The sequence below is a fragment of the Mesorhizobium sp. M0001 genome (assembly GCF_040324255.1).
In the GTDB taxonomy this organism is placed as follows: Bacteria; Pseudomonadota; Alphaproteobacteria; order Rhizobiales; family Rhizobiaceae; genus Mesorhizobium.
In genome coordinates this window covers 675,757-701,639 of the sequence record NZ_JAMYVS010000001.1, presented here as the reverse complement: position 1 = coordinate 701,639, position 25,883 = coordinate 675,757, and the positions used below count along the sequence as shown (strand labels likewise).

Sequence of the window (25,883 nt, the reverse complement as noted above, 5' to 3'; positions counted from 1 at the left end):
CAATTCAGCGGCAAATGCAGCATCAGCCAGCGAGAAACAGCCTCTCCGCCGTGTAGAGCACGAGACCGGCCAGGCCGCCAATAATCATGCCATTGAAGCGGATATATTGCAGGTCCCTGCCGATGCTCATCTCGATCAGCCTCGTCAGCTGGGCAAGGTCCCAGCGCTTGACCTGATCGGCGATGAACGTCGACACACCGCTCTTCTGGCTCTCGACGAATGACGACAGCGCCACGACAAAGCCCTGGTTCATGTCGGCCCTGATCTGCGGATCGCCTGAGAGATGGCGGCCGACCTCGACGAACATGTTGGCGAGATGCGCGCGAACAATCGAATTCTCCGCCTTGGCGTCCTGTTCGATGAACAGGCTGAGGCTCTGCCACATGTCGCCGGCGAGCGACTTCACTTCCGGCCGCGCCAGGAAATCGCGTTTCAGCTTCTCGGCCCGTTTGGCGTATTGCTTCGAGGTTCTGAGCCGCTCGATGAAGCTGTGCGCGAAACGGTCGAATTCGGCGCGCATCGGATGGTCGGGGTCGGCCCGCACCTCGTCAAGCAGCGAACCGGCGGAAGCGACTATCTTCTTCAGCAGATAGGCGTCGGCTCTGAACAGGTTGAACAGCGACGGCAATTCCTCGCGGATTTTCTCGCGCATGGTCGCCAGCGCCTCTTCATCGTTCAGGAACCGGCCGATCACCCTGGTGAATTCGTCGAAGAGTTTCTGGTGGCGGCGGTCGTCGGTCAGTGCCGACAGCAATTCGGCCGCGAGCGGCGCCAGCGGCACCTTGTCGATCTGCTCCAGCATGCGGCTGGTGACGAAGCCGCGCAGGCCGGATTGCTCGATCGCCGCAAGCGTCTGCGGGACCAGCCGTACGACGAAGCGCGACAGGCCGGCAGAGCGTTCGGCGTCAGTCAGCCAGTCGGCGACCAGTGCTGCAAAATCGACCTCGGCCAGCTTTTCGCGCACCGGCTCCGGCGCCAGAAAATTGACCTCGATGAAGCGGCCCAGATTATCGGCGATGCGGTTCTGGTTCGCTGGGATGATGGCGGTGTGCGGGATCGGCAGGCCCAGCGGCCGCTTGAACAGCGCCACCACCGCGTACCAGTCGGCCAGGCCGCCAATGGTCGCCGCCTCGGCGAAGGCCGCCACGAAGCCCAGCCACGGATACTTGGCCTCGAACGATTTGGCCACGGCAAAAACCACGACGCAAAGCACCAGCGCAGCCGTGGCGAGGAACTTTGTCCGCCGCAACGCGAAAAGCTTGGCGCCCGTCTCGGCATCAAAACCGCCAGGCGCCAGGGACGAAGCCGATTGGGACATGATACGCCGCTCCTCATCGATCTCTTGGCTATCTGGCATGGGCTATTTAGGGGGTGTTTGGGCCCGTAGCATGATCGGATGGGCCGATTTCGTCCGGGAATTGTCGGTTTCGCACGCAAAGTTGACAAGAATGTTCATCTATCATGCAATGCCAGTCTGGAATTGTTCCAAGGTATAGGCCATATTCCGATCAGGCCAGTGTGGGCGAATCCGAAACTCCGGGTGAGAAAGCCGCACCAGCACAATCTAAAATCTGGTGCAGTTCCAACGCGCCAGGACTCGGGTGAGGAATGAAATGCGGCTGACGCGCCAGACCAACTACGCCATGCGCATCCTGATGTATTGCGCCGCCAACAACGATCGCCTGAGCCGCATCCCCGAGATTGCGGCCGCCTATTCGGTGTCGGAGCTTTTCCTGTTCAAGATCCTGCAGCCGCTGGTCGAGCATGGCCTGGTCGAGACGGTGCGCGGCAGGAATGGCGGCGTGAGAATCGGCCGCCCCGCCGAGCAGATCAGCCTGTTCGACGTCGTACGGGTGACCGAAGAGAGCTTCGCCATGGCCGAGTGCTTCGAAAACGACGCCGCCGAATGCCCGCTGGTCGACAGCTGCCAGCTGAATTCGGCGCTGCGCGAGGCGCTCAACGCCTTCTTTGCCGTACTCTCCCGCTACACTATCGCCGATATGGTGGCGGCGCGCCCGAATGTGCGTCATTTGCTCGGCATCGACATGCTGGTCCAGCGAGCTCCGGCCGCCTGAGTTTTCTAGTGCATGTCGCTCAAAAGTGGCCCCGGTTTTGAGACAACGACATGCATAAAAACAAAGACCTAAAGCGCGTCGCCTGAGTCCGTTCAAACGCGACGCGCTTTTAGGCGGCTGACTGCGGCAAGACGAACGGCATGTTCGCCGCCGGCAACACACCGACCCTTAGCCGACAATCGAACACCTTTTCGATCAGATCGTCGCTCAGCACCTCCTGCGGTGAACCGTCGGCGGCGAGCCGGCCGCGATGCATCACGAAAATCCGGTCGGCATACATGGCCGTCAGATTGAGGTCGTGCAGGATGGCGATCACACCGCCGCCGCGCCGGGCGAAATCGCGGGCGATGTTCATGATGATCAGCTGGTGCTTGATATCGAGGCTGGAGACCGGCTCGTCGAGATAGAGATAGCGCGGCTTGCCGTCCAGCACCGGCGCCCAGACCTGGCACAGCACGCGCGCCAGTTGCACGCGCTGTTGCTCGCCGCCCGAGAGCTCCTGATAGAAACGGCCGGCAAAGCCGTCGAGGTCGACCCGCACCAGCGCCCGCTCGGGCAGACGATCATCTTCGCCCGGCAGAACGCCGGAACGGCCGCCGATAAGGCCGAGCCTGACCACTTCGTGCACGGTGAAGGGAAAGGACAGCGTCGCGGTCTGCGGCAGCACGGCACGCACGGTCGCGGCCTCCACCGGCTTCATCTCGGAGAGGTCGCGCCCGTTGACGGCCACTGTCCCCGTAAACGCCAGATCGCCCGACAACGCCTTCAAAAACGTCGTCTTGCCCGAGCCGTTGGGTCCGACGATTGCCGCAATTTCGCCCGGCCGCGCGACGAAATCGACATTGGCAACAATGCGCTTGCCGCCGATCGCTACCGAGACATCGCGTGCTTCGATCATGCCGGCCTCATAGGTTTCAAATCTCACAAGTCGATTACCCCGCGCTTGCGCAGCAGGATCCAGAGGAAGAACGGTGCGCCGGCGATCGCCGTGACGATGCCGATCGGCAGTTCGGCCGGCGCCACGATGACGCGGGCGACGGCATCGGCAATCAGCAGCATCGAGGCGCCGAGCAGCGCCGAAGCCGGCAAGAGATAGCGATTGTCCGGACCGATCAGCAGCCGCAGCAGATGCGGCACGACGATGCCGACAAAACCGATGCCTCCGCTGACTGCGACAGAGGCGCCGACCGCTGCCGAGACGCCGACGATCCCGGTGTATTTCAGCCGCTGTACCGGGATGCCGAGATGTCCGGCCGTCGCCTCGCCGAGCGCCAGGGCGTTGAGGCCTTTGGCCAGGAACGGCATTGCCGCAAGCGCCAGGATGATGATCGGACCGACGGAAGCGATCTTCGGCCAGGTCGCGCCGCCCAGCGAGCCCAGTTGCCAGAAGGTCAGGTCGCGCAACTGCCGGTCGTCGGCCATGAAAATCAGGATACCGGTCAGCGCCATGGCAATGGCTGCGAGCGCAATGCCGGCAAGCAGCATGGTAGCGACCGATGTGCGCCCCTGCCGCGTGGCGACGCGGTAGAGCACCAGCGTGACCGCAAGGCCGCCGCAGAAAGCGGCGAGCGGCAAGGCCAGCCCGCCGAGCGCCAGAGTGAGCGGCGCCAGCCACGTCGTGCCGAGCACGATGACGGCGACCGCGCCGAGGCTCGACCCGGCGGAAACGCCGATCAGGCCGGGATCGGCGAGCGGGTTGCGAAACAGGCCTTGCATGACCGCACCCGATACGGCCAGTGCCGCCCCGATGAGCACGCCGAGCAGCACGCGCGGCATGCGGATGTCGTAGACGATCAGCCGGTCGCGGGCGCCAAGCGCGGCGTCGGCCGGCACGGCGCCGGTTAGCCAGTCACGAATGACACCGACGGCCGATGCATCGGAAGCGCCCGACCTCAGAGACAGGAACAGCGAAAGGGCAAGGGCCACGCACAGGAGCAAAATAACCAGGCGCGCGCGCCCGGAACGATCGCCCTCGGCCATCTTGCGCGCCGTGCCGGCGATCGACTGATCCACCATCGGCTCAGTCCGTGACCTGGCTGCCATAGAGCGAGACTGCGAGATCGTGGATGGCATCGGCCGTGCGCGGCCCGAAGCCGAGCAGATAGCTGCCATCCATCAGGATCAGTTTGCGGCCTTCACCCGCCGGCGTCGAGGTGATCGACGGGATGGCGAAAAGCTCGGCCTCCGCAATCGGCGGTCCGGCATTCTTCATGGCCAGGATCACGTCCGGCCTGGCGGTTACGATGGCCTCGTCGGACATCTGCTTGTAGCCGGAAAAACCTTCGACGGCGTTGACCGCACCGGCGAGCTTGATGATGCCATCACCGGCGGTGTCGGTGCCGGCGGCCAGGATCTTGCCGCCCTGGATCGACAGCACGAACAGGATGCGCTTGCGCTGCTTGATCGACGCCGTCTGCTTCTCGGCCGCCTTCAGCTTGGCGTCGGTCTCAGCCACCAGCGTCTCGGCCTTGGCGTCGACGCCGAGCGCCTTGCCGACGATGCGGATCTTTTCCAGGATGCCGTCATGGCTGTAATGCTCGGGCACGTCGATGAACGGAACGCTCGACTTTTTCAGCACATCGACCGCTTCCTTCGGCCCACTGCCATGCAGCGCCAGAATGCCCGAAGGATTGACCGACAACACGCCTTCCGGCGACAGCTGGCGCATATAGCCGACGTCGGGCAGCGCGACCGCGGCGGCGGGGTAGCGGCTGGTCGAATCGCGGGCGACGAGATGACCTTCCTCGCCAAGCGCGTAGACGATCTCGGTGATCGAACCGCCGATCGCCACGATCCGCGACGTGTCGGCAAACACGGCCACGTTCTCGCTGGCCGGCACTGGGGCGGCAATAAACAGCGACAGGCCCATGGCCGCGGCAAGCGTCCTGAACAGTGAAATCATCGTCGTTTCCTCAGGCTGCGGTCGGGCTTGGAATGCGCGGCAGATTTTCGGCGAGGAACCGCCAGTCGTCGCGCTCGCCCTCGCCTTCATGGCGCTCGCCGAAGAACTTGGATGATCATCTTGCCGTCGGCGCCATAGGCTTCGAGCGAGGTGACATGACCGTCCTTGGTCGGTTTGCGCACCGCCCACGCCTCCTGGATGTGGTCGGTGCGCAGATGCAGGTGGAACGTCTCGTCCATCACGTTGATCCACGGCCCCATCGGCCTGATCGACTTGACGGGACCGGAATGGATCTGGATGCAGCCTCGGTTTCCGACAAAACACATGATCGGCATGCCGTCGGCGGCGGCATGGTGGAACATGGCGCCGATGGCATCATTGTCGAGCAGCCAGGCATAGTCCTGGCCGACCATGCGCACGGCCTGGCGGCGGGTGAGCTTCAGCGTTTTCAACATGCCAAAGAACTGATGCACGTCGGTCAGCCGGCTCCAGCGGTCGCGCAGATCATCGATGTCTGCGGCAATGCCCGACGTCTCCGCGTCGTCGTCGGCCAGGCCTGCGATAGACACGGTCGCCTCCTGGTTCGGCGATTCGAGTGCGGCCACGAGCTTCTGGTAGACATAGAGATTAGACGCCGGCCGCAGATGCACCTTGTGCACCGCATCGCCGGCCGCGTCGAAGAATTGCAGGCTGCGGCGGATGTCGCCACCGTCGCGCTTCTCGACGGCAAAGCCATGCGCCCAGACCTTTGGAAAGATACGCAGGTCGATGTTTTCGCCCAGCACCATGGCGTCGTGCGTGCCTGTGACAACCTTGTCGTAGACGCCGATCTTCTCGTGCACCGCGCTTTCGTTGCGGGTCAGCGCCATCACTTCGCCGACGGCGTCGAGGCCGGTCAGAAGATCGTTGACCCTGGGCTCGACGCGCACGACGCCGTCGCCGCAATGCGCGGCCACCAGCTCGGCCTCGGAAATACCGAGCTCGGCGGCAAGATCGCGCTCGCGCGCTTTCGGATTGTCTGCCCGCGCCCGCCGGATTTCATGCGGGGCGGGTTTTGCGCGCTGGTCCATGTCCTGCTTACCTGTCTGCCGTGTTTGGTCGTTTCGTCACTTGTTGAGGATGAGCTTGCCCTGGCGGGTGATCTTCAGCCGATAGAGCGCGCCATGGTGCTCGATGCCGATCTCGTGCTCGCCCTGGAACAGCGTGTTGGAGGACAGCGTCCGCACCGCCAGCGGCACCCGGTCGAAGCGGGTCGGCGTCTCCTCGGAACGGCGGACGCGGTAACGGAAGTCGTTGGGATTGTGGGTGTTCATCTCTTTCGATCCCTTTCCTGTGCCGGGCAACTGGCTAGGCGTTGCAAATGCCGATTCATTTCTTGACTTGAATCATCATGTTTATTAGTCAGTGCAATACCGGACTAAATGAGTCAATATTTAAGACGCCGGACGGAATGAAAAAAGCCAGCGAGCGCCAAGCCAGCCAGCGTCGAACCTGGAATTTGGAGTTGGGGCATGGGCTTGGGAAATTCTGGACGACTGGGTCTGGCGAGCACCGGTCCGGTGCATCGGTGTATGGCAAAGGTGGCCTTGCTTGCGGGGGCAGCGACGATCGCGCTGCTGACATCGCCGGTCAGCGCTCAGCAGGCCGCTCAGCCGGCCGCTGACCAGGCCGACCAGACCAGGAAAACCGAGGACACCAAGCCGGCGCCCGCCGGCGCGACCCTGCTGGACAAGATCCTCGTCATCAGCCGCACCGGCGAGACGGCAATCGAATCGCTGGCCTCGGCCAGCCATGTTGACCAGGAACAGCTCGACCGCCGCATGGCGACGACGCCGAACGAAATGCTGCTCGGTGTGCCTGGTGTCGCCGTGCAGGCCGATGCGCGACGCGTCAGCTCCAGCATCAACATCCGCGGCCTGCAGGATTTCGGTCGCGTCGCGGTCATCGTCGACGGTGCCAGGCAGAATTTCCAGCGCTCAGACCACGGCACGCAGTCGACCTTCTATGTCGATCCCGAGCTCATCAAATCCGTTGACGTCATTCGCGGACCGACCGCCAACACCTACGGCTCCGGCGCCATTGGCGGCGTCGTCTTCTTCGACACCAAGGATGCGGTGGATTTCCTCAGACCGGGCGAAACCTGGGCCGGCTCCGTCACCGGGCGCTATGAAAGCAACGGCAAGGGCTGGACCGCCAGCGCCAGCGGCGCCTACAAATTCAACGACGATTTGGATGTGCTGGGCAACATCGTCTACCGCGACTACGGCGACTACAAGAATGGCAGCGGCGACACCGTCGCCGGTACCGGTTTCGACGTGCTGAGCGGCCTGCTCAAGACCACAATCCGCCCGAGCGAGAACAGCGAATTGAAGCTCGGCTGGGTCGGCTCGAGCGACGGCTGGACGGAAACCAGCGGCGGCGTGCCGGCCAACGACGTCGACCTGAAGTCGAACACCTTCACCGCCCGCTACAACATCACTGACGACGCCAGGAGCTGGCTCGATCTCCACATCAACGCCTCCTACAACAAAACCAATCTCGACCTCGCCACGCTGGTCCCGCAGAACCGCTTCGATCCGTCGACCGGCCTTCCCGTGCTGCTGCCCGTCGGTTCGACCTCGACCTTCGACGTTGGCACGGCCGGCGTCGACATCTGGAACACGTCGCGCTTCGAAACAGCCGGTGTTGCGCACGAATTGACCTATGGCGGCGACTGGGTGGGTGACGATGTCGAGACCGGCGGCACCGCCGGCGGCGACAGCTTCTACACCCCATCGGGCAAGCGTAGTGTTTCGGGCGCCTACATCCAGGACAAGCTCACCTGGGACTGGCTCGAGGTCATTGCCGGGCTGCGTTACGACAATTACAGCCTCGAAGACAGCACCCACGAAACGTCAGGTGATCGTCTGTCGCCGCGCATCACCGTTGGTGTCACGCCCTTCGAAAGCGCCAGCCTGGCGGGCCTGCAGTTCTATGGCACCTATGCGGAAGGCTACCGCTCGCCGTCGCTGACCGAAACGCTGATCAGCGGCAACCATCCGGCAGGCGTCACCTTCCCGTTCCTGCCCAATCCGAACCTGCGGCCCGAAACCGGCAAGACCACCGAATTCGGCGTCAACTACAAGCTGAACGACCTTGTCGAAGCCGGCGACGCGTTCCGGCTCAAGGCCGGCTACTTCCACAACAATGTCGACGATTACATCGAAGGCGTCACGTTGTCGCCATTCGACCCGACCAGCGGCTGCCCGTTCGGCCCCGGCATTCCGATCTGCTTCCAGTACCAGAATTTCGCCCAGGCCGAGATAAACGGCTTCGAACTGGAAAGCGTCTACGATGCCGGCTGGGGCTATGCTGGCCTCTCAGCCTCGATCATCAACGGCCACACCATCTCCGATGAAGGCGAGCGGGCCGACCTTGCCACCATCCCGTCCTCGCAGGTCACCGGGCAGCTCGGCTTCCGCTTCCTTCAGGACAAGCTGACCGTTGGCGGCGAGGTGCAGTACAACGGCAAGCCGAAGGGCAACCCCGTGGCCAAGGATTATACTCTGGTCAACGCCTTCGCCAGTTACCAGGCCACCGACAATCTGAAGGTGGACTTCCGCGCCGACAATTTGTTCGACGTCAAATACACCAACCCGCTGAACGGCGGTACCACCGCCGTCATCTATGAACCCGGCATCACGCTGAAGCTGGCCGCAACCATGGAGGCTGACACCCATGACAAGCTTGGTCACATCGCTTCGCCTCCTGACCTCGACGCTGGCGATGTCGCTTGGCTTGGCGCCGGCGTGGGCTCAGTCCGCGCCGGCTCCGCAACTCAGCCTCGAGCTCAATGCCGTGCAGCCCTCGGACAAGGGTTGCCGGCTGACCTTCGTCGTCAACAATGCGCTCGGCGCCGATCTGTCCAAGGCGGCTTTCGAAATCGCGCTGTTCAACGAGGCCGGCGTGGTCGACCGCCTGAGCGTGCTCGACTTCAAGGACCTGCCGGCCGGCAAGACCAAGGTGACCCGCTTCGACCTCGCCGGCACCGACTGCACCAAACTCAGCCGCGTGCTGATCAACAGCGCCACCGAATGCGCCGGCGTCGAACCGGGCGCCTGCATGCGCGGCCTGAAGACGCAGACCAAGACCGGTATCGCATTCGGCGTCTGAGGTGGGACTGCATCCGGCCTTCCTGCAAGATATTCCGGCGCGGCCTGTCTCCGGCCCTCCGTCATGGCCGGCAACCGATCTTGATTTGACAATCCCACCCCGCTCGCGGCAGGTCTCGCCGCGAACCATGCAGGACATCACCCCCCTCCCCGACGCCGGCAACGAACCGGCGATTACGATGGACGAGCTCGTACGGCCGGCGCGCAAATGGACTGTGGCGATCGTCGCGTCCTGCCTGCTCCATGCCGCTGCCGCAGCGGCGTTCATGGTCGCACCCGCCGGGACATTCGATACCGGGAAGGCAATACAGGCCGAAGGCGCCGATCGATCAGGCGCCGACGTCCTCGGCACCGCTTTGCAAAACCCGGTACCCGACGCGGTGGATGTTACCCTGGTAACCGATCCGCAGCCGGCCAACCCCGTCCAACCCACGCCGCAAACCGAGGCGCCTCAAGCCGTAGAGGAGCCGGCGGCGCCCAAATCTGCGCCGGAAGCTGCCAAGCAGGCAGTCGTCGCTCCGGATGCACCAACGGCCGCCATCCCGGATGATCAAAGTGTCGCCCCAGAGGCTGAGACGCCTGCACCGTCACCGGTTCAAACGCAGAGTTCGGAGGCGTCTCCCGCCAATGAGCCTGCCGTTGAATTGCCTACCGCGAGGCGACCAGTCCCAAGCCCGAGGCCAAGTACATCAATATCAGGCGCACCAATATCGGGAGAGACTGGCGGCACGGCAGATGGCGAGGAGCGCGAGGCAACGGCGGTTGCCAGCAAAGGCGGAAAACAGAGCGCGGCGGGCAATTCGATGGAATCCGGCTACAGCGTTGAAGTTCAGAACAAGCTTGTCCGCGCCAACCGCCACGTTTCGAAGGCGGTTCAAGCCAAGGCTCGCAACAATGCCAGGGTCTATTTCGTCGTCATGGCCGACGGCAGCGTCAGCGACTTGCAGCTTGTCGAAAGTTCAGGGTCTGCAGAGCTAGACCAATTCGCTTTGAAACTGGTGCGCCAGCAAGCGCCGTTCCCGCCCATTCCACCCGAGACCGGATTATCAAGTTGGGTGTTCAGGGCGCGGATCGGTCCGTTTTAACCAGCTCGTAGACCTTCGCCAAATCGTCCATCAATTCAAGAGGAAGCCCAATGTACATCGCCATGAACCGCTTCAAGGTCCAGAACGGCTCCGAGACCGCCTTCGAGGATGTCTGGAAGAACCGCGATTCCAGCCTTTCGAAGATGGAAGGCTTCAGAGAGTTCCACTTGCTGCGCGGCCCGGTCAACGAGGCCGAGGGTTACACGCTGTTTGCCTCGCACACGGTGTGGGCAAGCCATGAGGATTTCGTCGCCTGGACCAAATCCGAGAATTTTCGCGCCGCCCACCGCAACACCGGCACCTCGAAGGTGCATTATCTCGGCCATCCGCAGTTCGAAGGCTTTTCGGTCGTCGAAGGGGCCTGATTGAGATTTCACCCGTCGACGAGATCTGACGACGGGCAGATGCCCTCATGTTCCGGTTGAATTCCGGCCGCCCAGTCGCCGAAGCCGCTGGGCAATGTGCAGGCGCAGCCGCCGCCAGGGCTGTCCGCGTGTCAGATAGCGCGCCAACCGCGGATCACCGGCCAGCTCCGGGAACTGGCGCACATGCTGCGTCAGGAATGCAGGTATGAAATTGCGCCCGTTGAGATCGCTGAGCCAGGCAGAATTCGCCAGCAAATAGTCTGCGGCATCCGCCGCCAACACGCTCCTGTAGCTCCTGTATGCAGGCGTTTGCCGCACATTGCCGCCGGCAAAGGCAGTTCCGGTGGACAGGTTGGAGCCATGCAGGCGATAGAGGCCGAGACCTTCTGACAGGATGAGGCTGCCGCCGGCTTGGTGCGCGAGTGTCGCCGTCAGATAATCCGTCCCGACCTTGGCCTTGAACGGGAAGGACAATACCGGTTCCAGCGCGCCACGCCGGTACATGATCGCCGAGCATTGCGACCACAGCCAGCCCGTCACCGCAGGTGCGAAATAGGTTACCGGATGCTCCGATGCGTAGGCGATCCCGGGCGCCATGCCGGCAAGCCGGCCACCGGGCGCGATGGCGACGCCACTGCGATCCGCTCCGGACCGCGGTTTGCGCAAGGCAAGGAAGGTACCGCCCAGCAAGGTGCCGTCGCCATCGACAAGGAACACATCGGAACTCGACAGTGCGGCCGAATGCGTCGTGTTGAGGTGGGCGGACAGATGCGCGAGGAGAAAATCCGGCAGCCACACGTCATCGGCGTCGAGAAACGCGACGAAGGGCGCGTCGGTTGCGGCAAAGCCGTCGCGGAATCCCGCGGTCTGCCCGCCATTCTCCTTGCGCGCCAACAGGCGCAGGCGCGGGTCTTCTATATCCCTTAGAAGCTGTCGGACAAAGCCGGCCGAGCCGTCCGTCGAGGCATCGTCGACGATGACGCATGCCCAATTCCGGTAGGTCTGCGCAAGCACCGAGCGGATCGCCTGTTCGACGTACGGCCGATAGTTGAAGCAGGTGATGACCACCGCCACGCGCGGCAGCTCAAACGGTCGGGACGTGTCTTCCATCTGTTCGGCTGCCCCGCTCGAGTTGCTCTCTGTCCCTTGCGCATACCCTTGCAACCCGACGCAGGCAAGCGAGCCGCGAAAAGCCCCCTAGGCCGCCGCGAGCAGGCTGGCATTGCCGCCGGCAGCCGTGGTGTCGACGCAGACAGCGCGTTCATGCGCATAGGCCGCCGGGTTGAGCACCTCGCTGACCAGCGGCACGATCGGCCCGCTGCGGTCGGCAATGACCTTGCGCACGATCCGCGCCGCCTCGGGCCTGCCCGAGAAGGCGACGACATCGACGCGCAGCGAACGCGCTTCGACTGGGTCTGGCCGACCGTCTATGGCCGCCAGCGGCAACCCCTTGCCGGTCAGCGCCGACAGTGCTGCCGGCGCGCCCGGCGCCACGGCCAGCACCGCATTGCCGGCGGCCAGCGCCTGGATCGTCTGGCCAAGCAGCGTTTCGGCGTCCGGACCGAGGCACAGCACCCGGCCGCGCGGCGACAGCGACAGCGTGTTGGCCTCGCCGGTCGGTCCGGGCAGGTCGACCTGGCCGAAATCGATGGCGGCTGCAGCGCCGATCGCTGCAGCGCCCTTGCCGCGCAGATGCTTTCTCAAGATGGCGATGCGGTCCGGCCGCGTCGACCAGCCGCCAAGCGTCGGATCGGGCAGATTGTCGGCCAGTTCGGTCGCCGTCACCTTGTGGCCCTCGGCAATCTCCGTGCCCGCCTCCGGCCCTTTGCGGAACCGCCGGAGATAATGCGGCCCGCCGGCCTTCGGCCCGGTGCCCGAAAGCCCCTCGCCGCCAAAGGGCTGCGAGCCGACGACGGCGCCGATCTGGTTGCGGTTGACATAGATGTTGCCGGCATGGATGCCGTCGACGAAATGCTGGACGCGGCCTTCGATGCGGGTGTGCAGGCCGAAGGTCAGGCCATAGCCCTTGCGGTTGATGGCGGCGATGACGGCGTCGATCCCGTCGGCGTCGAAGCTGGCGACATGCAGCACCGGACCGAACACTTCGCGCTCCATCTCCTCGATGCCCTTGACCCGGAACACATGCGGCGCAACGAAGCGGCCGTCCTTCGGTGCTTCGAGCTTGGCAATCAACCGGCCCTGCAGCCCCATCTTGGTGCAATACTCGCGGATCGATTCCTGCGCCTCGTCATCGATGACCGGCCCGACATCGGTCGAAATCTGCCAGGGATCGCCGATGGTGAGCGCTTCCATGGCGCCCTTCAGCATCTCCAGCATCTTCTTCTCGACATCCTTTTGCACGTAGAGCACGCGAAGCGCCGAACAGCGCTGGCCTGCACTCTGGAAAGCCGATGCCAGTATGTCGCGCACCGCCTGTTCGGGCAGTGCTGTGGAATCGACGATCATGGCATTGAGACCGCCGGTCTCGGCGATCAGCATGGCGTCCGGCGCGGCCGTCTCGGCCAGTTGCTTCTCGATCAGCTTTGCAACCTCGGTCGAGCCGGTGAAGCAGACGCCGGCAATGCGCGGATCCGCAGTTAGCGGTCCGCCGACCGCCGGACCGTCGCCCGGCAGAAGCTGGATGACATCTTCCGGAACGCCGGCCTCGCGCAGCAGCTCGACGGCGCGGAAGGCGATCAGCGGCGTCTGTTCGGCTGGCTTGGCGATGACCGAATTGCCGGTGACGAGCGCTGCCGCGATCTGGCCGGTGAAGATGGCGAGCGGGAAATTCCACGGCGAAATGCACACGATCGCGCCGCGCGCCTCGCTGCCCGCTTCGTTGTTGGCCGCTTCGGCAGCGTAGTAGCGCAGGAAGTCGACGGCTTCGCGCAGTTCAGCCACGCCGTCGGCCAGCGACTTGCCGGCTTCCCTTGTAGCCAGCGCGAAAAACTCGACCGCATTGGCCTCATAGAGGTCGGCCGCGCGGTTGATGATGGCGGCGCGCTCGGCGACGGGGCGTTTTGCCCAGGCCGGCTGCGCTTCCACTGCAAAGCGCACCGCGGTCGCGACCTGCTTGGCAGCGGCTTCGGCGACCGTGCCGACGATCTCGGCAGGCTTTGCCGGATTGACCACCGGGCGCTGCTTGCCGTAGCCGGCGGCGCGCGTCATCGGCTTGGCATGCCAGCGCTCGGGCCCGGCAAAGGCCGCCTTGGCCTTGTCGATCGCCGCCAGCGTCACCGGATCGGTGATGTCGAACCCCTTCGAGTTGCGCCGACCAGCGCCGAAGATCGTCGCAGGACGAGCGATTGCCGGATTGGCGGCGGGGCCCTGGCTCTCGACCGTCTCGAGCGGATCGCGCGCAATATCCTCCGGCTCGACGTCCTCGTCGGTGAGCTGATGGACGAAGGAGGAGTTGGCGCCATTCTCCAGCAGGCGGCGAACCAGATAGGCCAAGAGGTCGGAGTGCGCGCCGACCGGCGCATAGATGCGGCAGCGCGTGCCTTCGGCCCGGCGCACCGTCTCATGCAGCGCTTCGCCCATGCCGTGCAGGCGCTGGAATTCGAAAGCGTCTCGGTTGTCAGCCATCGACAGGATGGCGGCGACGGTATGGGCATTGTGCGTGGCGAATTGCGGATAGATGCGGTCGGTCATCGACAGCAACTTCCTGGCGCAGGCCATGTAGGAAACATCGGTGTTGGCCTTGCGGGTGAAGACGGGGTAGCCGGAAAGCCCGAGCGTCTGTGCCCGCTTGATCTCGGTGTCCCAATAGGCGCCCTTGACCAGCCGCACCATGATGTTGCGGTCGTACTTTTCCGCCAGCGCATAGAGCCAGTCGATGGTGAAGGCCGCGCGCGGGCCGTAGGCCTGGACGACGACGCCAAAGCCATTCCAGCCGGCAAGCTCCGGCTCGGACAACACACGCTCGATGATGTCGAGCGACAGGTCGAGCCGGTCGGCCTCCTCGGCGTCGATGTTGAGGCCCATGCGCGAATGGCGTGCGGCCAGCGCCAGCGACAGCAGCCGCTCGGCCATCACCGGCAGCATCTTTTCCTTCTGTGCCTCTTCGTAGCGCGGATGCAGCGCCGACAGTTTGACCGAGATGCCGTGGTTCTGGCGGATATCGGGACCGTTGGAGCCTGAATCGAGCGAGGAGATCGCGTCGGCATAGGCCTTGAGGTAGCGCAGCGCGTCGGCCTCGGTGCGGGCCGCCTCGCCCAGCATGTCGAAGGAATAGAGATAACCTTTCTGGATCATCGACTTGCCGCGCTTGACGGCTTCCGCAATGGTGCGGCCGAGCACGAACTGCTCGCCCATTTCGCGCATGGCGGCGGCGACCGCCTTGCGGATCACCGGTTCGCCCAGCCGGCGAACCATCGAGCGCAGCGTGCCTTCAATGCCGCCCTCGCCTTCGTCGAGCACACGGCCGGTCAGCATCAGCGCCCAGGTCGAGGCGTTGACGAAGATCGAGCTCGAACCGCCCGAATGCGCCGACCAGTCATGCGGTGCGATCTTGTCGGCGATCAGGTCGTCCATAGTCTCGGTGTCAGGCACGCGCAGCAGTGCCTCGGCCAGGCACATGAGCGCCACGCCTTCCTTGGTGGAGAGGCCGTAGGCGGAGAGAAAAACCTCCATCAGCCGCGGGTCGGACGAGCCGCGCACCGCGCGCACCAGATCCGCGGCACGGGCCGAGACGGCTTTGCGGTCATCGGCCGAAAGTTCTGTCGCGGCAGCCAGGCGCTTCACAGCCGCGTCTTCGTCGGGCAGGTAGTTGGCGCGGATCTGCTGGCGGATGGTGTCGAGCGGCATGGCGGTCCTGCGGAGCAAGCATCTGGGAGCGGGCCGGCGGTCGCCGGACCGAATGGCGCAAGCTAGCACAGAGCCGCATTTTCGGCCGGTCCAAAGAAATCGACATGGCAGGCCGAATGATCTATCATTGCGGCTCAATTGTTATCAGATGGGCTGTGATATCCGTGACAGAAGACCAATTGGACCGCATCGACAGAAACATCGTGTCGGCGCTGGCGCGCGACGGGCGGCTGTCCATGTCGGAACTGGCCGGCAAGGTCGGCCTGTCGAAGACGCCGGTGCAGGCGCGGGTGAAGCGCCTGGAGAAGGACGGCTATATCAGGGGCTATCAGGCGATCATCGATCGCGAGCGCATGGGCGAAGGCCATGTCGCCTTCGTCCAGGTCAAACTGTCGGACACGCGCTCGGCCGCGCTCGATGCTTTCAACCGTGCGGTGCAGACCGTGCCGGAGATCGAGCAGTGCCACATGATGGCGTCGAGCTTCGATTATCTCCTGAAAGTCCGTACCACCGACATCGCCGCCTATCGCCGCGTGCTCGGCGAGCGCATCTCGGCACTGCCGCATGTTGCGCAGACCTCGACCTTCGTGGCCATGGAGACGGTGAAGGATCGCTAGCTCACTCCGACAGCGTCTTCAAAAATGCCACCAGCGCCGCGCGTTCGCGGTCCGACAGTTGCAACGGGTGCACTTCGGAGGTGCCTTCAACGGCCGCCTCCGCCTTCGCGTAGTGCGCCACCACCTCCTCCAGCGTGGAGAACTGTCCGGCATGCATATAGGGCGGCCGTGTCGCCGCGCCCCGCAGCGACGGCGTCTTGTAGGCACGCATCAGTTCGGGTGCTGCCTTGACGATGAAGCGCAGTTCTCCGCAGGCGCCGGCGTCGCCATCGCGGAAGGCGCCGAAGCAGTTGAATGGGTCGGCCTGAACCTGGGCCACCGCATCGAAACGGCCGCGATCCAATGGCAAATCCCTGACCGGCCGCACGCCGGTGTTGTGGAAAGCGTTGTCGGTGAAGCGCGGGCCGTTATGGCAGGTGACGCAATTGGCCTTGCCGATGAACAGTTTCAGCCCGAGCATCTCCTCCTGCGAAAAGGCATCGTCGGCTTTCGGCTTGGCGCCTGACGCAAGATCGATGGCAAAGCGGTCAAAGCGCGTCTGTGCCGGTTCGATCGACCGTTCGAAGGCGGCGATCGCCTTGCCGATATTGGAAAAGACGCGGTTGACGCCCTCAGCCTGAGTTGGGGTCATCGCCTTCCAGGCCGCCTGCTCGGCCTCGTTGCCAAGCGGGCTGGCGTGGGCCGGCACGGCGGAAAGATCCGGCAGTGGCCCGAAGATGCGCTCGTAGCGCGCACCAAAGCGCTTCTGGATGTAATGGGCGAAGGCGGCGCGGTTTCCCGCCTGCTCGAGCGGATTTTCCAGCGGCGTCAGCGCCTGCGCCCACAGGCTGTCGCGCCGCCCATCCCAGAAGAACCACGGATTGCGGGCAATGCCGGCCAGCGGCATCGAGCGCCTGTTGGTTCGGCCGACGCCGACGGATTGCGGCAGGTCATCCTGGAACTGCCGGTCGATCTTGTGGCAGGTCGAGCAGGATACGTTCCCGTCACGGCTCATCCCCTGGTCGAAGAACAGAGTGGAGCCCAGGGCGGCGGCGGCCGGCACGTCGGCGAAGCGGTTGGTGGTGTCGGGTTTGAGCGCCGGCAAGGTGTTCAGCGCCAGCGAAGCGATGGTCTTCTTCTCGGCATCGGAAAAATCCGGTTTGCCGCAGCCGGCAACGAGCACGACCGCCGCCAATGCCAGAAGGCGCAACAGGCCGTTCATCCGCTCACAGCACCACGTTGAAGACGACCGTGTCGGAACCGGCCGCCGCCGAAATGGCGAAGCGCAACTGCCACACGCCGCTCATGGTGAATTTCAGCCCCTCGATGCGGTAACGCCCCTCGCCAAGATAATCGGTCGCCTGCGGACTGGTCGGCAAGCCGTGATTGTGCTGCGGCATGCCGCCGGACACCGAGATCGCCGCACCTTCCACGGAATCGCCCTTGACCGTCTTCAGGGTCAGCAACCAGGATTGCAGTTCGCCTTGCCGGATAACGCCGCGTTCCGGCTGAATGCTGGCGACAAACAAGCCGTTCGCCGTCTTCTTCGAGCGCGAAACATCGGGGCTCGGCGCCGACTGCGGCGCGGTCAGATAGACGATCGCCAATATGCCAGCCAGCAAGGCGGCCAGACCAACGCCCGCAAGAAGATAACGCCATATCGATGCCAAACCGGTTCCTCTTCTGGACATAACGTCTCGGGAAGCAATTCGCGTCCCGCCGCTTCTGTGGGAAAACGCTTCTGGCGCAAAAAACCGCCGCCGCCAAGCATGGCGCTGCCGGCCGCAAAAAGCTACAGCAGCGAACTGGTCCGGAGACAGATACATGGCAGCAGACGGCGTCGCTTCGATCGGTGAATGCATGCTCGAGCTGTCCGGCCAGGCCGGGCCGAACTGGCGCATGGGCTTTGCCGGCGACACGTTCAACACGTTGTGGGCGCTGCATGCGCTGAGCGGCGAGCGGCCGGCGACCTATGTCTCGGCCTTCGGCGACGATCCCTTCTCGCAGGGCCAGATTTCGTTCTTCGCCGAAAACGGCATCGACATCGGCGCCAGCCCGGTCATCCCAGGCGCGCGGCCCGGCCTCTACGCCATCACCTTGACCGGCGCCGAACGCGCCTTCACCTATTGGCGCAGCGACGCGGCGGCCAGGCGGCTTGCCTCGGACCGGCCGCCTTGGCAAAAAGCCTTGAAAACCAGGCTCTTGTGTATTTTTCCGGAATCACCTTGGCAATTCTGGATGCCGCCGCGCGCAAGACGTTGCTGGCAGAAGTGGCCAAGGCGCGGGCTGCCGGTTCGCTCGTCGCCTTCGACCCCAACTACCGGCCGCGCCTGTGGCAGAGCCGCGAGGAGGCGCAAGCCGCGATCCTCGACGCGCTTGCCGTCGCCGACATCGCGCTGCCGACCTTTCCCGACGAGCAGATGCTGTTTGGCGATTCGGCACCGGAAGCGACCGCCGAGCGGTTCGGAAAACTGGTCGGCGAAGTCGTCGTCAAGAATGGCGAGGAACCCGCGCTGATCGCCACTGGCGGAGCCCTGCAGCCGGTTCCGGCCCAGCATGTCGCCACCCCGGTCGACACCACCGGCGCCGGCGATTCCTTCAATGGCGGCTATCTCGCCGCCCGGCTTGCCGGCCATGCCCCGGCGGATGCCGTGCAGCGCGCGCATCGCGTCGCCGCCGCTGTCGTGCAGGTGCGAGGCGCGCTGGCGCCGTTCGAGGTTCTAAGAACCGCTTTCGAGGGCTAAGACCTTAGGGAAGCCTGAAACGATATTCCGTCACCTGATGATAGATCTGGCCCGGCCACAGCGTGGCCTGTGGGAAATAGGGCCGGTTCGGCGCGTCGGGCCATGTCTGCGCTTCCAGGCAAAAGCCGGAAAACGCCTTGTAGCGCCGTCCGTCCAGGCCGCCTGAGGTTGGCGCGACATACTGGCCGGTGTAGAGCTGCAGGCCAGGCTCTGTGGTCCAGACCTCCATCTCGACGCCGGAATTGGCGCCTTGCGCCCACGCCACCTGGTGAAGCGGGCCCCGGGCTGACGCCAGGCAGAAATTGACGTCGTAAGGAAGCTGCTCGCCTTCCGTTTCCATGCGCAGCGGCCGCGCCTGGCGGAAGTCGAAGGGCGTGCCGTCGACCGGTTTGACCACGCCGGTCGGGATCATCTCGCCATCGACCGGCGTATAGGCGCCGGCATTCAGCATCAGCCGGTGGTCGAGAATGTCACCGGCGCCGCCATCGTCGAGATTGAAATAGGAATGCTGCGCCAGATTGCACAGCGTCGGCTCCTCGCAAGTGGCGGTCAGTTCCATCGAGAGCGTGCCGGGAATCTTCAGCCGGTAGGTGCAGGTGACGTCGAGCGCGCCGGGAAAGCCCATCGTGCCCTCGGGATCGTGCAGGGTCAGGGTGACAAAATCCCGGCCGTGCAGCGAAACCGTCCACGGCCGATGGAAGAAGCCCTCCGAGCCGCCATGCAGCGTGTGCTTGCCGAGGAAATTGCGCTCGGTCTGGTAGCGCTGGCCGGCAATGGTGAATCGGCCGTCGCGGATGCGGTTGGCATAGCGGCCGACGACCGCGCCGAAGAAGGCCCGGTCGGTCTCGTAAGGCTCGAAGCGATCGTAGCCCAGCACCAGCGGCGCGTCGTGGCCGGCGAGCCGCAGATCCTGGATGATTGCGCCGAGCCCGATGATGTTGGCGCTGACGCCGCCGCCCCGGATGGTGAAACGGCGAACGGATTCGCCTGCCTGCGTCGTGCCGAAGACTTCGCCGTCCTTCATCGCTATGTCCAAATGCTAATTCGTCGATCTATCGACTTAGAGCAATTCCAGGAAAAGTGTGAAACGGTTTTCCGTCCGGAATTGCAAAAAACAAAGAACTGGAGCGGTTCGGCGTTTCCGTGAAACGCTGAACCGCTCCAGTCCGGCTGAATGTCGTCTGGCAAGGGCCGGCCCGGGCCTGCCCTGCCCGTCAATGATTTAGAGGCCGAGACCCCCGATGCAGACATATTTGGTGTCGAGGTAATCCTCGATGCCCTGGTGTCCGCCTTCCTTGCCGAGGCCCGATTCCTTGACGCCGCCGAACGGCGCTTCCGGCGTGGTGATCAGGCCTTCATTGACGCCGACCATGCCGTATTTCAGGCCTTCCATGACCCGGAAGGCGCGGCCGAGGTCGCCGGTGTAGAAATAGGCGGCAAGGCCGAACTCGGTGTCGTTGGCAAGCGCAATGGCTTCCTCTTCGGTCTCGAACTTGAATACCGGGGCGATCGGGCCAAAAATCTCTTCCTTCATGAAGCGCATGTCAGGCTTCGCATCGGCGATGACGGTCGGCTGGAAGAATGAGCCGCCAAGCGCGTGGCGCTTGCCGCCGGCAACGACCTTGCCACCCTTCGACGTGGCGTCGGCGATGAATTCCTCGACCTTCTCGACCGCCTTCGCGTCGATAAGCGGTCCCTGCTGCACGCCCTCTTCCAGGCCCGAGCCAACTTTCAGCGCATTGCTCGCGGTAGCCAGCTTCTCGACAAACTTGTCGTAGATGCCGGCCTGCACCAGGAAGCGGTTGGTGCACACGCAGGTCTGGCCGGAATTGCGGTATTTGGCGGTGATGGCGCCGGCGACGGCGCGATCGAGGTCGGCATCGTCGAAGACCAGGAACGGCGCATTGCCGCCGAGTTCCATCGAGACCTTCTTGACGGTGACGGACGACTTCTGGATCAGCAGCTTGCCGATCTCGGTCGAGCCGGTGAAGGTGATCTTCGACACCAGCGGATTGGCGCAGATCTCGTCGCCGATTTCGCCGGCAGCACCCGTCAGGATGTTGATGACGCCCTTTGGGAAGCCGACCTCCTCGGCGAGCGCGCCCCATGCAAGGCCGGAATACGGCGTCTGCGAGGCCGGCTTGACCACGGCGGTGCAGCCGGCGGCAAGCGCGGGGCCAAGCTTGCGGGCAAGCATCGAGGAGGGGAAATTCCACGGCGTGATGGCGGCAATGACGCCGACCGGCTCCTTGGTCACCAGGATGCGGCGATCGCCCCATGGTGATGGCACGACATCGCCATAGGTGCGGCGGCCTTCCTCGGCAAACCACATGATGTAGGCGGCAGCCGAACCGATCTCGCCCTTGGATTCGGCGAGCGACTTGCCCTGCTCGATGGTGAGCAGTTCGGCCAGCACATCCTGATTGTCCATCATCGCGTCATGCAGCTTGCGCAACAGCTTCGAGCGCTCAAGCGCGGTCGTCTTGCGCCAGGTCTTGAAGGCTTCGCTTGCGGCTTCGATGGCGCGGCGGGTTTCCGCCTTGCCCGACTTCGGCACGGTGCCGATCTTGAGACCGGTGGCCGGGTTGTTGACGTCGACCGTCTGGCCGCTGTCGGCCTGCACCCATTCGCCGTTGATGAGATTGGCCTGGCGCATGAAATGGCTGGTTTTCTGCAGCATGGTCTAGCCTCCGTTCGGCGCACTGACGGGCCGGTTTCCTGGATCTCTTGAACGAGCGTGCACAATGGCGGCGGAGCCGACACGCTGAAGCCACTGCTCTTTACCTAGGGCAAGCCCGGCAAGCAATTGCAAGATGGCATATAGGCTTTGGGCCAGCCCAACGCCAGAGAAAATTCACATGTAAATTAGTTTGGGCCGCAGCCTTGTCAAAGACCAGCCTTGCCAAAGACCAGCCTTACAGAAGACCAAGCCTACCCAAAGACATGCACCACCACCGTCAGCCAAAAGGCGGTTGTAACAACCGCGCTTGCCGTGGCGATGGTCATCTGGTTCGACGCCAACGCCTGGCCGGTGTTGAACTGCACGGCGATGAGATAGGAATTGATGCCGGACGGCAGCGCCGCCACCACGACCGCCACTTTGGCCGTCAAGGGCGGCAGGCCAAACAGCCAGACCAGGCCGAGCACCAGCGCCGGCATCAGGAACAGTTTCAGCGTCGACAGCGCCAGCGCCGGTCGGATGTTACCGGAAATGCCGAAACGGCGCAGGCTGAGCCCCATGGCGAACAGCGCCACCGGCCCGGCGGTGTTAGCCAGCGCATCGGCCAATCGCATGGCAAGGTTCGGCAGCGGCGCGCCGGTGAGGCGCCATGCCAGCCCGGCCAGGATGCCGATGATCAACGGATTGGTGAACAGTCTTCTCAGAAAGCTCTGGATGATGCGCAGCGGGTGTACGGGCTCGCTGACGCCGCGGCCAAATATCTCGAACATGATGATCGAAGCCATCATCATGGTCGGCAGATGCACGGAAACGAGCAGCGACAGCACTTCGAATCCGCTGGACCCGAATACGCCGAGAACGAAGGGAATGCCCAGCAACACCACATTCGAGAAGGATGACGACACTCCACCGACGATGCCGGTGCGCGCGTCCCGCCCGAAGATCCGTGTCGTCACCAGATGGCCGGCGGCCCATGTCATTGCAACCGCCGCGAAATAAGCACCCCACAGCGACCAGGGCGCCACGCCGTGGAAATCCGAATTCACCATCGTCCGAAACAGCAGCAGCGGCATCGCGACGTTGATGGCGAATTCGGAGATGCCGTCCCCGCTGGCCGGTTTCAGATAGCCGGTGAGCCCGGTGACATAGCCGAGCGCGACGAGGCTGAAGACGAAAAGAACGGTTTCGGTGAGCGGAGACATTTTTCAGGGATAGGCGAGCCCGGATTCCAGCGCAATCGCCATGATCTTCAGAAACTGATCCTCGATCCGCCCGGCGCCTGAATTTGATAATGGTCGGGTGGCAGCGCTATACAGGCTTGGTATCATCAGGGCGGACACACAGCGAATGGTTGCGACGCCGAAACAGCGTCATTTCAGACAGGGGTGGCCGGTCAGACAAGTGTGGCTGGTCAGACAGGGGTGGCTGGCGGGTTTCGTCGCTATACTGCTTTGCCTTGGCGTATCTGAGGCCCAGGCCGCCGAGACCAAAAGTCTCAAGGGCGTGGCGCTGATCATCGGCCAGTCGAAATACGAACACATCGCAGCCCTTGCCAACCCGGCCAACGACGCCCGCGACATGGCCAAGATGCTGACCGACCTCGGCTTCGACGCCCGCAACGTCACCGATCGCGATGCCGCCAAGCTGAAGCGCGATCTCGATCGGTTTGTCGAGGATGCCGACGGCGCCGACGTCGCCTTCATCTATTATTCCGGTCACGGCATCGAGTCGGGCGGCGAGAACTATCTGATGCCGGTCGACGCCGACGTCTCGTCGCTGAAAAATGCCGGTGAGGCGCTGGTGCCGATTTCAGCCGTCATGGACGAGCTGAAAAAGACCGTGCCGGTGACGATCGTGCTGCTTGACGCCTGCCGCACCAACCCGTTTCCGCCGGACGCGGTCGTGCGACGCGGGCCGACGGCTTCCGCCGAGCCTGTCGGCGCCGGCGGGCTGGAACCGGTGCGCGGCGCCAAGGCGCTTGCCAGTGCCTCAGTGGATGATGCCAGCCTGGGAACCGTGGTCGGCTTCGCCGCCGAGCCGGGCCGACCGGCGCTCGATGGCGCCGCCGGCGAAAACAGCCCCTACGCCGCCGCCCTGCTGCGCCACCTCACGGCGATGAAAGGCACCGAGTTCGGCTCGGTCATGCGCATGGTCACCGAGGAAGTCTATCTCGACACCAAGGCAAAGCAGCGCCCCTGGGTCAGCGAGAGCCTGCGTCGCCTGCTCTATTTCGGCGTCGCGCCGCCGGAACCGACCGGCGACGACGGGCTGATCACCGGCGAGAGGCGGCAATTGCTGCTGACCATTTCCGACCTGCCCGATCCCAAACGGGCTCAGGTGGAGTTGGCTTCTCTCCAGGACGGCGTGCCCCTTGACGCGCTCTACGGCGTGCTCAAGGCGCTCGGCACGGAAAAGATCCCTGAGGATCCCAACGACCTGCAGAAGGTGCTGGACAGCCAGGCCGAGCGTCTGAAGAAGATGATGGCCGAGCGCGCCGCATTACGCACCGACGATCCCGAGATCAGTCGCCTGGTCGCATCCGCCGACAAGGCCATAGGCCAGGGCGCCATGGTGACGGCGCGCAAATTCCTCGACGACGCGGTCGGCCGGATCGAGGAAAACAGCGGTGCGGTCGACGAGGCCGAGGACCTGCTCCGGCAAAAGCGCATCGCCGACGCCGCCATCTATGCCAAACGCGCCGACGCCGCCGCGCTGGTCTTCGACTACAAATCCGCCGCCAACGACTATGCCAAGGCGTATTCGCTGGTCGAGAAGTGGGACGAAAAGCTGCGCTGGAACTACAAGAACCAGGAGGCCGAGGCGTTGAACGCTCATGGCTACGCCACCGGCGACCTCGATGCGCTGCAGCACTCCATCGAGGCCTATCGCACCATCTTGAACTTCATCCCCAACGGCGAACAGAATCGCGACTGGGCAATCACCCGCAACAACATGGCGGTGGTGCTGCAGACCATTGGAGAGCGCGAAACCGAGACTGCGCATCTCGAAGAAGCGGCGGTGATTTTCCGCGATTCGCTGGTGGTGTTCGAGCGCGAGAAGGACGACCGCAACTGGGCCGCGGCGCAGAACAACCTGGCCAACGTGCTTCTGAAGATCGGCGAACGCGAGAGCGACCCGAAGCGTCTCAATGAAGCGGTGGCGGCGACGCGCGCCACCCTTGAGAAGCGTCCGCGCGACAAGCTGCCGTTGGACTGGGCCGGTTCGCAGAACAATCTAGGCCTCGCGCTCTATGCACTCTCCGAGCGTGAGCCTGCCGGCGAGCATCTCACCCAGGCCGAAGCAGCCTACCGGCTGGCGCTTGAGGAATACACACGCGAGAAAGCACCCGTGGAATGGGCGATGGTCGAGAACAATCTCGGCAACACGCTTGTAACGCTTGGCATCCAGCTCAACGACAAGGCGAAGATCAACGAGGCGGCCGACGCGTTTCGCGCCGCGCTGGAAGTGCGAACCCGCGAAACTTTCCCGGTGTCCTGGGCGACCAGCCGCCTCAACCTGGGCAATGCGCTGAGCGGTATCGCCCGCTTCGATATGGGCACGGCTACGCTCGAAGAAGCTGCTGCTGCCTATGACGACGCTCTGACGGTGTTTACCCGCAAGCGCTTCCCGATGGACTGGGCGTCAGCCCAGAACAATCTCGGCTCGATCTATCAGACGCTGGGCCAGCGCACGCGTGATGCGGCCAAGCTGGAACAGTCGGCGGCAGCCTTCCAGGCGGCACGGCAGGTCTATGTCAGGCGGAAGTTCCCGCAGGACTGGGCGATGAGCTACTACAATCTCGGCAACACGCTGCAGCTTCTCGGCGGCGTCACCGACAAACCCGAGCATTACAGCGAGGCGGTCGACGCCTACGGCAATGCGTTGCGCGAGTACAAGCGCGAGACGAACCCGCGGCAATGGGCAATGGCCCAGGCCGGCCTGGGCTCGACGCTGCACTGGTTGAGCATGAGCAATGGCGATGCCAAGACCCTGCAGGATTCGATTGCGGCGCGGCGGGCAGCGCTCGAAATACTCACCATCGAGGCCGCGCCGGTCGACTGGGCCAACGCTCAAAATGGCATCGGTATGAGCCTGCTCAATCTCGGCAATCTCCAGCGGACCGACAAATATCTCAACGACGCCGAAGCGGCGTTCACGGCGGCGCTGAAGGTGTTTACGCGCGAAAGTCAGCCGCTGCAGTGGGCCTTCGAGCAGAACAATATCGGCGACGTCCACTGGAACCGCGCCAGCTATGGCGCGGGCAAGCCGGAATATCTCAAGGCGATCGAATTCTTCGAGAACGCCAAGCAGGGCTTCACCGAAGCCGGCTACACGATCCCTATCCCGCTCACCGATCAGAAGATCGAGCTGGCGAAGAAGCAAATGGCGAAAATGTGAAGCGAACCGAGGGTTCGCCTTTCGCTTGTCTTTGTGCCGGCTTTCCGATCCCTATATCAGAATGACCGGAGCCGGCATCCG

Annotated in this window: 18 protein-coding genes and 3 pseudogenes; 8 read left to right on the top strand and 13 right to left on the bottom strand. The window is 63.9% G+C overall.

The window, feature by feature from the left end; translation table 11 throughout:
• Positions 1 to 22: 22 nt before the first annotated feature.
• Entirely contained in the window at positions 23 to 1,318 is a 1,296-nt protein-coding gene (locus tag NKK50_RS03305; RefSeq protein WP_352543102.1) for a DUF445 domain-containing protein, read from the bottom strand.
• A 295-nt stretch (positions 1,319 to 1,613) separates the two neighbouring features.
• Between NKK50_RS03305 and rirA the strand changes: the two genes are divergently transcribed.
• Complete coding sequence (gene rirA / locus NKK50_RS03300; RefSeq protein ID WP_023672640.1) at positions 1,614 to 2,075, top strand: iron-responsive transcriptional regulator RirA; 462 nt, start codon at positions 1,614 to 1,616, stop codon at positions 2,073 to 2,075.
• Positions 2,076 to 2,184: 109 nt separating this feature from the next.
• Here the strand turns inward: rirA and NKK50_RS03295 are convergent, their stop codons facing one another.
• From NKK50_RS03295 to hemP, 5 genes and pseudogenes are all read right to left on the bottom strand, one after another.
• A complete protein-coding gene (locus NKK50_RS03295; protein ID WP_352543101.1) occupies positions 2,185 to 2,973 on the bottom strand; it encodes a heme ABC transporter ATP-binding protein in 789 nt (262 codons plus the stop codon).
• Between the two features lie 23 nt (positions 2,974 to 2,996).
• The gene (locus NKK50_RS03290; protein WP_352543100.1) at positions 2,997 to 4,091 is read right to left on the bottom strand and encodes a FecCD family ABC transporter permease; all 1,095 of its coding nucleotides are present in this window, start codon (positions 4,089 to 4,091) and stop codon (positions 2,997 to 2,999) included.
• 4 nt (positions 4,092 to 4,095) lie between these two features.
• The gene (locus tag NKK50_RS03285) at positions 4,096 to 4,977 is read right to left on the bottom strand and encodes a heme/hemin ABC transporter substrate-binding protein (RefSeq protein WP_023815472.1); all 882 of its coding nucleotides are present in this window, start codon (positions 4,975 to 4,977) and stop codon (positions 4,096 to 4,098) included.
• A 10-nt stretch (positions 4,978 to 4,987) separates the two neighbouring features.
• Positions 4,988 to 6,047: pseudogene (locus NKK50_RS03280) on the bottom strand (hemin-degrading factor).
• 36 nt (positions 6,048 to 6,083) lie between these two features.
• Entirely contained in the window at positions 6,084 to 6,290 is a 207-nt protein-coding gene (gene hemP / locus NKK50_RS03275) for a hemin uptake protein HemP (protein ID WP_023673860.1), read from the bottom strand.
• 258 nt (positions 6,291 to 6,548) lie between these two features.
• Between hemP and NKK50_RS03270 the strand changes: the two are divergent.
• The 4 genes and pseudogenes from NKK50_RS03270 to hmuQ form a co-directional block, all read left to right on the top strand.
• Positions 6,549 to 8,681, top strand: a pseudogene (locus tag NKK50_RS03270) (TonB-dependent hemoglobin/transferrin/lactoferrin family receptor); the annotation flags it as partial.
• Positions 8,682 to 8,694: 13 nt separating this feature from the next.
• The gene (locus NKK50_RS03265; protein ID WP_023744745.1) at positions 8,695 to 9,129 is read left to right on the top strand and encodes a hypothetical protein; all 435 of its coding nucleotides are present in this window, start codon (positions 8,695 to 8,697) and stop codon (positions 9,127 to 9,129) included.
• Between the two features lie 127 nt (positions 9,130 to 9,256).
• Positions 9,257 to 10,213 carry an energy transducer TonB family protein gene (locus NKK50_RS03260; RefSeq protein WP_352543099.1) on the top strand — a complete coding sequence of 319 codons (957 nt, stop codon included), beginning with the start codon at positions 9,257 to 9,259 and terminating at the stop codon, positions 10,211 to 10,213.
• Between the two features lie 50 nt (positions 10,214 to 10,263).
• Positions 10,264 to 10,578: a heme-degrading protein HmuQ gene (gene hmuQ, locus NKK50_RS03255; protein WP_023688161.1), complete on the top strand. Its 315-nt coding sequence runs from the start codon at positions 10,264 to 10,266 to the stop codon at positions 10,576 to 10,578.
• A gap of 45 nt (positions 10,579 to 10,623) precedes the next feature.
• Here the strand turns inward: hmuQ and NKK50_RS03250 are convergent, their stop codons facing one another.
• Together NKK50_RS03250 and putA are read right to left on the bottom strand one after the other, a co-directional pair.
• Positions 10,624 to 11,688: a glycosyltransferase gene (locus NKK50_RS03250; protein ID WP_023744743.1), complete on the bottom strand. Its 1,065-nt coding sequence runs from the start codon at positions 11,686 to 11,688 to the stop codon at positions 10,624 to 10,626.
• 87 nt (positions 11,689 to 11,775) lie between these two features.
• Positions 11,776 to 15,384 carry a bifunctional proline dehydrogenase/L-glutamate gamma-semialdehyde dehydrogenase PutA gene (putA, locus tag NKK50_RS03245; RefSeq protein ID WP_352499594.1) on the bottom strand — a complete coding sequence of 1,203 codons (3,609 nt, stop codon included), beginning with the start codon at positions 15,382 to 15,384 and terminating at the stop codon, positions 11,776 to 11,778.
• A 164-nt stretch (positions 15,385 to 15,548) separates the two neighbouring features.
• Between putA and NKK50_RS03240 the strand changes: the two genes are divergently transcribed.
• The gene (locus NKK50_RS03240; RefSeq protein WP_352543098.1) at positions 15,549 to 16,001 is read left to right on the top strand and encodes an Lrp/AsnC family transcriptional regulator; all 453 of its coding nucleotides are present in this window, start codon (positions 15,549 to 15,551) and stop codon (positions 15,999 to 16,001) included.
• A gap of 1 nt (position 16,002) precedes the next feature.
• On the opposite strand, the gene NKK50_RS03235 is transcribed toward NKK50_RS03240, so the two are convergent.
• Positions 16,003 to 17,202: a cytochrome-c peroxidase gene (locus NKK50_RS03235; protein WP_023744741.1), complete on the bottom strand. Its 1,200-nt coding sequence runs from the start codon at positions 17,200 to 17,202 to the stop codon at positions 16,003 to 16,005.
• Positions 17,203 to 17,206: 4 nt separating this feature from the next.
• Positions 17,207 to 17,650: a FixH family protein gene (locus NKK50_RS03230; RefSeq protein WP_023751587.1), complete on the bottom strand. Its 444-nt coding sequence runs from the start codon at positions 17,648 to 17,650 to the stop codon at positions 17,207 to 17,209.
• A gap of 154 nt (positions 17,651 to 17,804) precedes the next feature.
• Here NKK50_RS03230 and NKK50_RS03225 point away from each other — a divergent pair.
• Positions 17,805 to 18,724, top strand: a pseudogene (locus NKK50_RS03225) (sugar kinase).
• A 4-nt stretch (positions 18,725 to 18,728) separates the two neighbouring features.
• Here the strand turns inward: NKK50_RS03225 and NKK50_RS03220 are convergent.
• The 3 genes from NKK50_RS03220 to NKK50_RS03210 all read right to left on the bottom strand — a co-directional run bounded on the left by NKK50_RS03220 (position 18,729) and on the right by NKK50_RS03210 (position 22,606).
• Entirely contained in the window at positions 18,729 to 19,754 is a 1,026-nt protein-coding gene (locus NKK50_RS03220; protein WP_352499666.1) for an aldose epimerase family protein, read from the bottom strand.
• Between the two features lie 192 nt (positions 19,755 to 19,946).
• A complete protein-coding gene (locus NKK50_RS03215) occupies positions 19,947 to 21,404 on the bottom strand; it encodes an NAD-dependent succinate-semialdehyde dehydrogenase (protein ID WP_023741556.1) in 1,458 nt (485 codons plus the stop codon).
• Positions 21,405 to 21,655: 251 nt separating this feature from the next.
• Positions 21,656 to 22,606 carry an AEC family transporter gene (locus NKK50_RS03210; protein WP_023833822.1) on the bottom strand — a complete coding sequence of 317 codons (951 nt, stop codon included), beginning with the start codon at positions 22,604 to 22,606 and terminating at the stop codon, positions 21,656 to 21,658.
• Between the two features lie 199 nt (positions 22,607 to 22,805).
• Between NKK50_RS03210 and NKK50_RS03205 the strand changes: the two genes are divergently transcribed.
• Entirely contained in the window at positions 22,806 to 25,802 is a 2,997-nt protein-coding gene (locus NKK50_RS03205) for a caspase family protein (protein ID WP_352543097.1), read from the top strand.
• Positions 25,803 to 25,883 lie beyond the last annotated feature (81 nt).

What these genes read in the sequence shown, in the direction of transcription:
- NKK50_RS03305 (WP_352543102.1), bottom strand. Translation starts at nt 1,318, where the DNA reads ATGTCCCAATCGGCTTCGTCCCTGGCGCCTGGCGGTTTTGATGCCGAG.
- rirA (WP_023672640.1), top strand. Translation starts at nt 1,614, where the DNA reads ATGCGGCTGACGCGCCAGACCAACTACGCCATGCGCATCCTGATGTAT.
- NKK50_RS03295 (WP_352543101.1), bottom strand. Translation starts at nt 2,973, where the DNA reads ATGATCGAAGCACGCGATGTCTCGGTAGCGATCGGCGGCAAGCGCATT.
- NKK50_RS03290 (WP_352543100.1), bottom strand. Translation starts at nt 4,091, where the DNA reads ATGGTGGATCAGTCGATCGCCGGCACGGCGCGCAAGATGGCCGAGGGC.
- NKK50_RS03285 (WP_023815472.1), bottom strand. Translation starts at nt 4,977, where the DNA reads ATGATTTCACTGTTCAGGACGCTTGCCGCGGCCATGGGCCTGTCGCTG.
- hemP (WP_023673860.1), bottom strand. Translation starts at nt 6,290, where the DNA reads ATGAACACCCACAATCCCAACGACTTCCGTTACCGCGTCCGCCGTTCC.
- NKK50_RS03265 (WP_023744745.1), top strand. Translation starts at nt 8,695, where the DNA reads ATGACAAGCTTGGTCACATCGCTTCGCCTCCTGACCTCGACGCTGGCG.
- NKK50_RS03260 (WP_352543099.1), top strand. Translation starts at nt 9,257, where the DNA reads ATGCAGGACATCACCCCCCTCCCCGACGCCGGCAACGAACCGGCGATT.
- hmuQ (WP_023688161.1), top strand. Translation starts at nt 10,264, where the DNA reads ATGTACATCGCCATGAACCGCTTCAAGGTCCAGAACGGCTCCGAGACC.
- NKK50_RS03250 (WP_023744743.1), bottom strand. Translation starts at nt 11,688, where the DNA reads ATGGAAGACACGTCCCGACCGTTTGAGCTGCCGCGCGTGGCGGTGGTC.
- putA (WP_352499594.1), bottom strand. Translation starts at nt 15,384, where the DNA reads ATGCCGCTCGACACCATCCGCCAGCAGATCCGCGCCAACTACCTGCCC.
- NKK50_RS03235 (WP_023744741.1), bottom strand. Translation starts at nt 17,202, where the DNA reads ATGAACGGCCTGTTGCGCCTTCTGGCATTGGCGGCGGTCGTGCTCGTT.
- NKK50_RS03215 (WP_023741556.1), bottom strand. Translation starts at nt 21,404, where the DNA reads ATGCTGCAGAAAACCAGCCATTTCATGCGCCAGGCCAATCTCATCAAC.
- NKK50_RS03210 (WP_023833822.1), bottom strand. Translation starts at nt 22,606, where the DNA reads ATGTCTCCGCTCACCGAAACCGTTCTTTTCGTCTTCAGCCTCGTCGCG.